Source organism: Mesorhizobium sp. M0040, from assembly GCF_040323505.1.
Taxonomy (GTDB): Bacteria; Pseudomonadota; Alphaproteobacteria; order Rhizobiales; family Rhizobiaceae; genus Mesorhizobium.
Map to the genome: position 1 here is coordinate 1 of NZ_JAMYVA010000091.1, position 10,221 is coordinate 10,221.

The 10,221-nt window shown below is 62.4% G+C and carries 8 protein-coding genes; 6 read left to right on the forward strand and 2 right to left on the reverse strand.

What is annotated here, in order from left to right; all coding sequences use genetic code 11:
* A partial coding sequence (rpoC, locus tag NKJ91_RS32625) for a DNA-directed RNA polymerase subunit beta' (RefSeq protein WP_352458783.1) occupies positions 1 to 3,552 on the forward strand: 3,552 nt, incomplete at its 5' end.
* Between the two features lie 83 nt (positions 3,553 to 3,635).
* The gene (locus NKJ91_RS32630; protein ID WP_352458785.1) at positions 3,636 to 4,301 is read left to right on the forward strand and encodes an O-methyltransferase; all 666 of its coding nucleotides are present in this window, start codon (positions 3,636 to 3,638) and stop codon (positions 4,299 to 4,301) included.
* A gap of 49 nt (positions 4,302 to 4,350) precedes the next feature.
* Here NKJ91_RS32630 and NKJ91_RS32635 read toward each other — a convergent pair whose 3' ends face one another.
* Entirely contained in the window at positions 4,351 to 5,280 is a 930-nt protein-coding gene (locus tag NKJ91_RS32635; RefSeq protein WP_352458787.1) for a Gfo/Idh/MocA family protein, read from the reverse strand.
* 134 nt (positions 5,281 to 5,414) lie between these two features.
* Positions 5,415 to 5,696 (reverse strand): transcriptional regulator, encoded by a 282-nt coding sequence (locus tag NKJ91_RS32640; protein ID WP_254817147.1) that lies wholly within the window; start codon positions 5,694 to 5,696, stop codon positions 5,415 to 5,417.
* Positions 5,697 to 6,158: 462 nt separating this feature from the next.
* Here NKJ91_RS32640 and rpsL point away from each other — a divergent pair, with 462 nt between their 5' ends.
* From rpsL to tuf, 4 genes are all read left to right on the forward strand, one after another.
* The gene (rpsL, locus tag NKJ91_RS32645) at positions 6,159 to 6,530 is read left to right on the forward strand and encodes a 30S ribosomal protein S12 (RefSeq protein WP_006333356.1); all 372 of its coding nucleotides are present in this window, start codon (positions 6,159 to 6,161) and stop codon (positions 6,528 to 6,530) included.
* Positions 6,531 to 6,615: 85 nt separating this feature from the next.
* Entirely contained in the window at positions 6,616 to 7,086 is a 471-nt protein-coding gene (rpsG, locus tag NKJ91_RS32650) for a 30S ribosomal protein S7 (protein WP_008875664.1), read from the forward strand.
* A 30-nt stretch (positions 7,087 to 7,116) separates the two neighbouring features.
* A complete protein-coding gene (gene fusA, locus NKJ91_RS32655; RefSeq protein WP_023680448.1) occupies positions 7,117 to 9,207 on the forward strand; it encodes an elongation factor G in 2,091 nt (696 codons plus the stop codon).
* Positions 9,208 to 9,274: 67 nt separating this feature from the next.
* Positions 9,275 to 10,221, forward strand: a 947-nt coding sequence (tuf, locus tag NKJ91_RS32660) for an elongation factor Tu (RefSeq protein ID WP_352458788.1), incomplete at its 3' end; no start/stop codon positions are given.

Consider the following 10,221-nt stretch of genomic DNA (forward strand, 5'->3'; position numbering starts at 1 on the left):
CAGAAGAAGTACCTGAAGCGGCTCAAGGTCGTCGAGAACTTCATGGAATCCGGCAACCGTCCGGAATGGATGATCATGAAGGTGGTTCCGGTGATCCCGCCGGATCTGCGTCCGCTCGTCCCGCTGGACGGCGGCCGTTTCGCCACGTCGGATCTGAACGACCTCTATCGCCGCGTCATCAACCGCAACAACCGCCTGAAGCGGCTGATCGAGCTGCGCGCGCCCGGCATCATCGTGCGCAATGAAAAGCGCATGCTGCAGGAAGCCGTCGATGCACTGTTCGACAACGGCCGCCGCGGCCGCGTCATCACCGGCGCCAACAAGCGTCCGCTGAAGTCGCTGTCCGACATGCTGAAGGGCAAGCAGGGCCGGTTCCGCCAGAACCTGCTCGGCAAGCGCGTCGACTATTCCGGCCGCTCGGTCATCGTCACCGGTCCGGAGCTCAAGCTGCACCAGTGCGGCCTGCCGAAGAAGATGGCGCTCGAACTGTTCAAGCCCTTCATCTACGCCCGTCTCGACGCCAAGGGTTACTCCTCGACCGTCAAGCAGGCGAAGAAGCTGGTCGAAAAGGAGCGTCCGGAGGTCTGGGATATCCTCGACGAGGTCATCCGCGAGCATCCGGTGCTTTTGAACCGCGCGCCGACGCTGCACCGCCTCGGCATCCAGGCGTTCGAGCCGATCCTGATCGAAGGCAAGGCGATCCAGCTTCACCCGCTGGTCTGCACGGCCTTCAACGCCGACTTCGACGGCGACCAGATGGCGGTCCACGTGCCGCTGTCGCTGGAAGCGCAGCTTGAAGCCCGCGTGCTGATGATGTCGACTAACAACATCCTGCACCCGGCTTCCGGCGCGCCGATCATCGTGCCGTCGCAGGACATGGTTCTCGGTCTCTACTATCTCTCGATCGTCAACCAGAACGAGCCGGGCGAGGGCATGGTGTTTGCCGACATGGGCGAACTCCAGCACGCGCTCGAGACCAAGGCGGTGACGCTGCATGCCAAGATCAAGGGGCGCTTCCGCACGGTCGACGCCGACGGCAAGGTCGTGTCGAAGATCTACGACACCACGCCTGGCCGCATGATCATCGGCGAGCTGCTGCCGAAGAACCACAACGTGCCCTACGAGACCGCCAACCAGGAGATGACCAAGAAGAACATCTCCAAGATGATCGACACCGTCTACCGCCATTGCGGTCAGAAGGAGACGGTCATTTTCTGCGATCGCATCATGGCTCTCGGCTTCAGCCATGCCTGCCGTGCCGGCATTTCGTTCGGCAAGGACGACATGCTGATCCCGGACGCCAAGATCAAGCTGGTCTCCGACACCGAGGCTTTGGCCAAGGAATACGAGCAGCAGTACAATGACGGCCTGATCACCCAGGGCGAGAAGTACAACAAGGTCGTCGACGCCTGGGCCAAGTGCTCGGAAAAGGTCGCCGACGAAATGATGGCCCGCATCAAGGCGGTCGAGTTCGAGGACAACGGCCGTCAGAAGCCGATGAACTCGATCTACATGATGTCGCACTCCGGTGCGCGCGGCTCGCCCACCCAGATGCGCCAGCTCGCCGGCATGCGCGGCCTGATGGCCAAGCCTAGCGGTGAAATCATCGAGACGCCGATCATCTCGAACTTCAAGGAAGGCCTCACCGTGCTCGAGTACTTCAACTCGACCCACGGCGCCCGCAAGGGTCTGGCCGACACCGCCTTGAAGACGGCGAACTCGGGTTACCTGACGCGTCGTCTTGTCGACGTGGCGCAGGACTGCATCGTCAACTCGCTCGACTGCGGCACCGACAAGGGCCTCACCATGCAGCCGATCGTCGATGCCGGTCAGGTCGTCGCTTCGGTTGGCCAGCGCGTTCTCGGCCGCACCTCGCTCGACGACATCACCCACCCGGTCACCGGCGAGGTTCTGGTCAAGGCCGGAACGCTGATGGACGAGCGTGACGTGGAACTGATCGAAAAGGCAGGCGTGCAGTCGGTTCGCATCCGTTCGGCGCTGACCTGCGAGGTCAGGGTCGGTGTCTGCGCGGTCTGCTACGGACGCGATCTGGCCCGCGGCACTCCCGTCAACCAGGGCGAAGCTGTCGGCGTCATCGCTGCGCAGTCGATCGGCGAGCCGGGCACCCAGCTCACCATGCGTACCTTCCACATGGGCGGCACGGCGCAGGTGGTGGATTCCTCGTTCCTTGAAGCCTCCTATGAGGGCAAGGTCGAGATCCGCAACCGCAACGTGGTGCGCAACTCCGACGGCCAGCTGATGGTCATGGGCCGCAACATGGCGGTGCTGATCCTCGACGAAGCCGGCAAGGAACGCGCCACGCACCGCGTCACCTACGGTTCGCGTATCTTCGTCGACGATGGCGACAAGGTGAAGCGCGGCCAGCGCATTGCCGAGTGGGATCCCTATACCCGGCCGGTCCTCACCGAAATCGAGGGCAGGGTAGCGTTCGAGGATCTGGTCGATGGCATTTCCGTTCAGGAAACCGCCGACGAATCGACCGGCATCACCAAGCGCGAGGTCATCGACTGGCGTTCGACGCCACGCGGCAACGACCTCAAGCCGGCGATCGTCGTCCAGGATGCCAAGGGCAAGGTCGGCAAGCTGTCGAAAGGCGGCGACGCCCGCTTCCTGCTCTCGGTCGAGGCCATTCTTTCGGTCGAGCCGGGCGCACAGGTTCGCCCCGGCGACGTGCTGGCGCGTATCCCGATGGAAAGCGCCAAGACCAAGGACATCACCGGCGGTCTGCCGCGTGTGGCCGAACTGTTCGAGGCACGCCGTCCGAAGGATCACGCCATCATCGCCGAGATCGATGGCACGATCCGCTTCGGCCGCGACTACAAGAACAAGCGCCGCATCATCATCGAGCCGCATGACTCGACGCTTGAGCCGGTCGAATACCTGATCCCGAAGGGCAAGCCGTTCCATCTCCAGGACGGCGACGTCATCGAGAAGGGCGACTACATCCTCGACGGTAATCCGGCGCCGCACGACATCCTGGCGATCAAGGGCGTGGAGGCGCTTGCCTCCTACCTCGTCAACGAAATCCAGGAGGTCTACCGACTGCAGGGCGTGTCGATCAACGACAAGCACATCGAGGTGATCGTTCGCCAGATGCTGCAGAAGGTCGAGATCACCACGCAGGGCGATTCGACCTACATTCCGGGCGACCACGTCGACGTGATCGAGTTGGAAGAGGTCAATGAGCGCCTGGTCGAGGAAGGCAAGAAGCCGGCCGAAGGCCAGCCGGTGCTGCTCGGCATCACCAAGGCCTCGCTGCAGACGCCGTCCTTCATCTCCGCCGCCTCCTTCCAGGAGACGACGAGGGTGCTGACCGAAGCTGCGGTTGCCGGCAAGACCGACATGCTGCAGGGGCTGAAGGAAAACGTCATCGTCGGCCGGCTGATCCCGGCCGGTACCGGCGGTACGATGAGCCAGATCCGGCGCATCGCCACCTCGCGCGACGAGTTGATCATCGACGAGCGCCGCAAGGCGTCCGGCGTCGAGGTCGCCGAGCCGATGCTGACCGACATGGTTAACGCGGCGCAGTAAGCGCGCAAGCAAGAGAAGATAGAAAAGGGGCCTAAGTGGCCCCTTTTCGCATTTTGGTTCCCCAATCGGATCGGAGGAGAACGATGAGCAGGAAGATCTGGGCTTCTGTCGACGACTACATTGTCGAAGCTCTTTTCGAGGCGGATCCCGCCCTCGATGCCGTTCTGGCGGCCAACCATGATCAGGGCCTGCCGCCTATCGACGTTTCCCCGGCACAAGGCAAGCTGCTCTCACTTCTTGCGCGAATGCAGGGAGCGAAGAAGGTACTCGAAATCGGCACGTTGGGCGGTTATTCGACAATCTGGATGGCGCGAGCATTGCCGATGGACGGCAAGGTCGTGACGCTCGAGCTTGATCCGCACCACGCCAGTGTCGCGCGGTCGAACTTTGAACGGGCAGGGGTGTCGGGCCGGGTGGAACTGCGGGTCGGACCGGCGCTTCAATCGCTTGCGGCCTTAGGCGCCGAGAATGCCGGGCCGTTCGATTTTATCTTCATCGACGCCGACAAGCCGAACAACCCGCACTATCTGTCCTGGGCCATGCGTCTTTCGAGGCCGGGGACCGTCATCGTCTGCGACAATGTCATCCGTGACGGCGCGGTGGTGAATGAAGATGGTCGTGACGCCAATGTTGAAGGGGCACGCGCGGCGTTCTCGTTCATCGGCAGCGACAAGCGTCTGGAAGGCACCGCGATCCAGACTGTTGGCGCCAAGGGCTATGACGGCTTTGCAATAGCGATCGTCAATTGATTTTGTGCGGTGCGCCGACCAGACCTGCGATCCGGCCGGCGCCCACTCGTCAATCGAAAAAAGCTTCCACCACATTGCGCTTGCCCAGCATGAAGGCGTCGGCGACGTGCTGCAGGGGCGCGAGATCGACGTCGGAGGTGCCGGCGCGCACGATCTCGGCGAAGCGCTTGTAGAGCATCGGATATTCGGCTTCCGGCTCCTCGTGAACGACGCGGCCATCGATGGCGAGCTTTGAGCCGCCGCCAGAAAGCACCATCGATCCGGCCTCGGTATCGGCCAGGATGTCCCAGCTTTGTGGGCCGGTCTGACGCCAGTCGAGTTCCATCGTCACCGGCAGACCGTTCGAAGTGCGGAAGGCGATATGGGCGGCGATCGGGGCCGCGCGGTTTTCGGGGAAATCGAGTTCTGCCGAGCTGATAAACATCGGCGGCAGGATGTGGGTAGCGATCGACAGCGCGTTGATGCCCGGATCGAAGACGCCAAAGCCGCCGGGAGCCCAGATCCACTCCTGGTTCGGATGCCAGCGGCGCACGTCTTCCTTCCAGTTGATGGCGGCCGACCTGATCGTTGTCGATCCAAGGAATGCGCGCGCTGCTTCGACAGCCGGCGCATAGCGCGAGTGCCAGCTGGCGAACAGGCAGACGCCGTTCGCTGTCGCCAGCGCCTTCAGGTCTTCGACCTCGCTGACCGTGGCGCCGGGCGGCTTTTCCAGGAAGACATGCTTTTTCGCCGTGAGCGCCAAGCGCGCGGCGTCGTAACGAAACTGCGGCGGCATGCACAGCGACACCGCCTCGAGCTCTGGCGTTGCGTCGAGCATCGCCTCGATCGTCGGGAAATTCGGGATGTCTTCGACTTTGCCGTGCCGGCTCGCTGCGGCGACCAGGCGGTAATCCTGGTCCTTCGCCAGCGCCGGCAGATGCTGGTCGCGGACGATCTTCCCCACGCCGACGATGCCGAGCTTGATGGGATTAGAGGACATGGGAGCTCCGCAGGTTGAATGTGCTTGGTTTCGCCAGAGGTCGCTTCTTAGCAGAGAACTTGTGCCGGGCAAGTCGCCGGGCTTGTGTCGCCGGCCCGTGAGATCGACCGCGATTCATATCTCTTCAAATCTCTTCAAATCGGCACATCGAACGTCACGATCGACACTTCGCCTTCAAGCGCGCCCTGATAGGCGGACAGATGCGGCTCCTCGTCGGGCACGCCGTCCAGGTCGCCGATCTGATCGAGCTCGGCCTCGGCATAACCTTCCGCGGCAAGTGATTCGAGAGCGCGGCGCACCGCCGAATCGTCGTCCGGTGCGACCAACATCACATGCACGCCTTCCGGCTTGCCGCCTTTGCGCTTCCACACCCGCCCGGTAATAATAGTGACCGGGCGCTCCTCATTGTCATTCACGGGTTCGTACCTCCGGTCGAGGGGGTTTGGGCTGCTCATGCCGCCTTTTCGCACGAAGCACGGCCTGGAAACAGCGGCAAGCCGGTCACTTTCTGCCTTCCTCTTGAAAAACGGCGCAAGAAAATTACATGCGCTTTTCGCATGGCTGCCAAGCCTCGGGTTCAGCGCAATATTTGCCGCTCCGGGGTTGACGGACAGTGGCCATACGAGTAGAAGCCGGCCAGTCAGAACCGATGTGAGGCTCTTGCTTCCGAAGCGACACGCTTTGGAGTTTGCCTCAAACAGGGTTCGTTTTACGAGCGAAAAGACATTTCCGGCGTGCATGAAGCGGCTTCCGCTTCCTCTGCCATTTGTTCGGGCAAGACCGCGAGGCGCGGTTTGTGGCCCGAATTTGCGTATGGAAGTGACGCTTTGAGCGGCCCTGACCGGGCGAGATACGGAATTGAGAGACAAGAGGGTTTAATGCCTACCGTCAACCAGCTGATCCGCAAGCCGCGCATTGCGCCGGTGAAGCGCAACAAGGTCCCGGCCATGCAGCAGAACCCGCAGAAGCGGGGCGTCTGCACGCGCGTCTACACCACGACGCCGAAGAAGCCGAACTCGGCGCTGCGCAAGGTGGCCAAGATCCGCCTGACCAATGGTTTTGAAGTGATCGGTTACATCCCCGGCGAAGGCCATAACCTTCAGGAGCACTCGGTGGTGATGATCCGCGGCGGTCGCGTCAAGGATCTTCCGGGCGTCCGTTACCACATCATCCGCGGCGTGCTCGACACGCAAGGCGTGAAGAACCGCAAGCAGCGCCGTTCGAAATACGGCGCCAAGCGTCCGAAGTGACCGAAGCGTAGCCAAGGTCGTTCCGGGCGGCGTCAAGCGACGATCCGGGATCCAGGCCACCGCGTAGAATTGAGGCAGAGAAAAAATGTCCCGTCGTCACAGTGCAGAAAAGCGTGAGATCAATCCGGACCCGAAGTTCGGCGATCTGATCGTCACCAAGTTCATGAACGCCGTCATGTATGACGGCAAGAAGTCGGTTGCCGAGACCATCGTCTACGGCGCGCTCGACCAGGTTCAGTCCAAGACCAAGCAGGAGCCGGTCACCGTCTTCCATCAGGCGCTCGACAATGTCGCGCCGCATGTGGAAGTGCGTTCGCGCCGCGTCGGCGGCGCCACCTACCAGGTTCCGGTCGACGTGCGCCCCGAGCGCCGTCAGGCATTGGCCATCCGCTGGCTGATTGCCGCCGCCCGCAACCGCAACGAGACCACTATGGTCGACCGCCTCTCCGGCGAGCTGATGGACGCGGCCAACAACCGCGGCACCGCCGTCAAGAAGCGTGAAGACACCCACAAGATGGCAGAAGCCAACCGCGCTTTCGCGCACTACCGCTGGTAAAGCGCGAACGAGACTGAAGAGGCACCTCCCATGGCCCGCGAATATAAAATCGAAGACTACCGCAATTTCGGTATCATGGCGCATATCGACGCCGGCAAGACGACGACCACCGAGCGCGTCCTCTATTACACGGGCAAGTCGCACAAGATCGGCGAAGTCCACGACGGCGCTGCCACCATGGATTGGATGGAGCAGGAGCAGGAGCGCGGCATTACCATCACGTCCGCCGCGACCACAACCTTCTGGAAGGGTCGCGACGGCAAGATGCACCGCTTCAACATCATCGACACCCCCGGCCACGTCGACTTCACCATTGAAGTCGAGCGCTCGCTGCGCGTGCTCGACGGCGCCATCGCGCTGCTCGATGCCAATGCCGGTGTCGAGCCGCAGACGGAAACCGTCTGGCGCCAGGCCGACAAGTACCGCGTGCCGCGCATGATCTTCTGCAACAAGATGGACAAGATCGGCGCCGACTTCTACCGCTCGGTCGAGATGATCGGTTCGCGCCTCGGTGCACATGCCGTCGTCATGCAGCTGCCGATCGGCGCCGAGACCGAGTTCAAGGGTGTCGTCGACCTCGTCGAGATGAACGCGCTGGTCTGGCGCGACGAGACGCTGGGCGCTGCCTGGGACATCGTCGAGATCCCTGCCGACCTCAAGGCTCGTGCCGAAGAATACCGCGAGAAGATGATCGAGGCCGCCGTCGAAATGGACGAGACGGCGCTCGAGAATTACCTCGAAGGCAAGATGCCGAGCAACGACGAGATCCGTGCGCTCATCCGCAAGGGCACGATCGCGGTGAAGTTCTATCCGATGTTCTGCGGCTCGGCCTTCAAGAACAAGGGCGTGCAGCCGCTGCTCGACGCCGTCGTCGAATATCTGCCGTCGCCGGCCGATGTCCCGGCCATCAAGGGCGTCGACGCCAAGACCGACGCCGAGATCGAGCGTCATGCCGACGACAACGAGCCGCTGTCGATGCTTGCCTTCAAGATCATGAACGACCCGTTCGTCGGTTCGCTCACCTTTGCCCGCATCTATTCGGGCAAGCTCACCAAGGGCATCTCGGTCGACAACACCGTGAAGGGCAAGAAAGAACGCATCGGCCGCATGTTGCAGATGCATGCGAATTCGCGCGCCGACGTCGAAGAGGCGTTTGCCGGCGACATCGTCGCCCTCGCTGGTCTCAAAGACACCACCACCGGCGACACGCTCAGTGATCCGCTGCATCCGGTGATCCTCGAGCGCATGGAATTCCCCGATCCGGTCATCCAGATCGCCATCGAGCCGAAGACCAAGAACGACCAGGAAAAGATGGGCCTCGCCCTTCACCGCCTGGCCGCCGAGGATCCGTCCTTCCGCGTCAAGACCGACGAGGAATCGGGCCAGACGATCATTTCCGGCATGGGCGAGCTCCACCTCGACATCATCGTCGACCGCATGCGCCGCGAGTTCAAGGTCGAGGCCAATGTCGGCGCGCCGCAGGTGGCCTACCGCGAGACGATCACCCGCAAGCACGAACAGGACTACACGCACAAGAAGCAGACCGGCGGTACCGGCCAGTTCGCCCGCGTCAAGATCCTGTTCGAGCCGAATCCGGAAAGCAGCGAATTCGAGTTCGAAACCAAGATCGTCGGCGGCGCTGTGCCGAAGGAATACATCCCCGGTGTCGAAAAGGGCATCAACAGCGTCATGACCTCGGGCCCGTTCGCCGGCTTCCCGATGATCGGCGTCAAGGCGACGCTGATCGATGGCGCCTACCACGACGTGGACTCGTCGGTTCTGGCCTTCGAAATCGCCGGCCGCGCCTGCTTCCGTGAAGCAGCGCCCAAGCTTGGCGTGCAGTTGCTCGAGCCGATCATGAAGGTCGAAGTGGTGACGCCGGAAGATTACGTCGGCAGCGTTATCGGCGACCTGAACGGCCGTCGCGGCCAGATCCAGGGCCAGGAAGCCCGTGGCGTGGCTGTGGTCATCAACGCGATGGTGCCGCTCGCCAACATGTTCAAATACGTGGACAACCTTCGCTCGATGAGCCAGGGCCGCGCGGCCTACACGATGCAGTTCGACCACTACGAGCCGGTCCCGACCGCGGTCGCCCAGGAAGTCCAGAAGAAATACGCGTAACTCGAAACGAGTTGCATCAGTAACTTAATTCAAGGCCCGCACGGGCTGGCAGGAATGGAGAGATCACATGGCAAAAGGTAAATTCGAGCGCACTAAGCCTCATGTGAACATTGGCACGATTGGTCACGTCGACCATGGCAAGACGTCGCTGACGGCGGCGATCACCAAGTATTTTGGCGAATACAAGCGTTACGACCAGATCGACGCGGCACCCGAAGAGAAGGCGCGCGGCATCACCATTTCGACGGCGCACGTCGAATACGAAACCGCCAACCGCCACTATGCCCATGTCGACTGCCCCGGCCACGCCGACTATGTGAAGAACATGATCACCGGTGCTGCGCAGATGGACGGCGCGATCCTGGTGGTGTCGGCCGCCGACGGCCCGATGCCGCAGACCCGCGAGCACATCCTGCTCGCCCGCCAGGTCGGCGTGCCCTCGATCGTGGTGTTCTTGAACAAGGTCGACCAGGTCGACGACGCCGAGCTGCTCGAGCTGGTCGAGCTCGAGGTGCGTGAGCTTTTGACCAAGAACGAGTTCCCCGGCGACGACATTCCGATCGTCAAGGGTTCGGCGCTTGCCGCACTTGAAGATTCCGACAAGAAGATCGGCGAGGACGCCATCCGCGAACTGATGGCTGCGGTCGATGCCTACATCCCGACGCCGGTTCGTCCGCTCGACAAGCCGTTCCTGATGCCGATCGAGGACGTGTTCTCGATCTCGGGCCGCGGCACGGTTGTGACCGGCCGCGTCGAGCGCGGCGTCGTCAAGGTCGGCGAGGAGCTGGAGATCGTCGGCATCCGTCCGACCACCAAGACGACCTGCACGGGCGTCGAGATGTTCCGCAAGCTGCTCGACCAGGGCCAGGCCGGCGACAACATCGGCGCGCTGTTGCGCGGTGTCGACCGTGAAGGCGTCGAGCGCGGCCAGGTCCTGGCCAAGCCCGGCACCGTCAAGCCGCACAAGAAGTTCGTTGCCGAAGCCTACATCCTGACCAAGGACGAGGGCGGCCG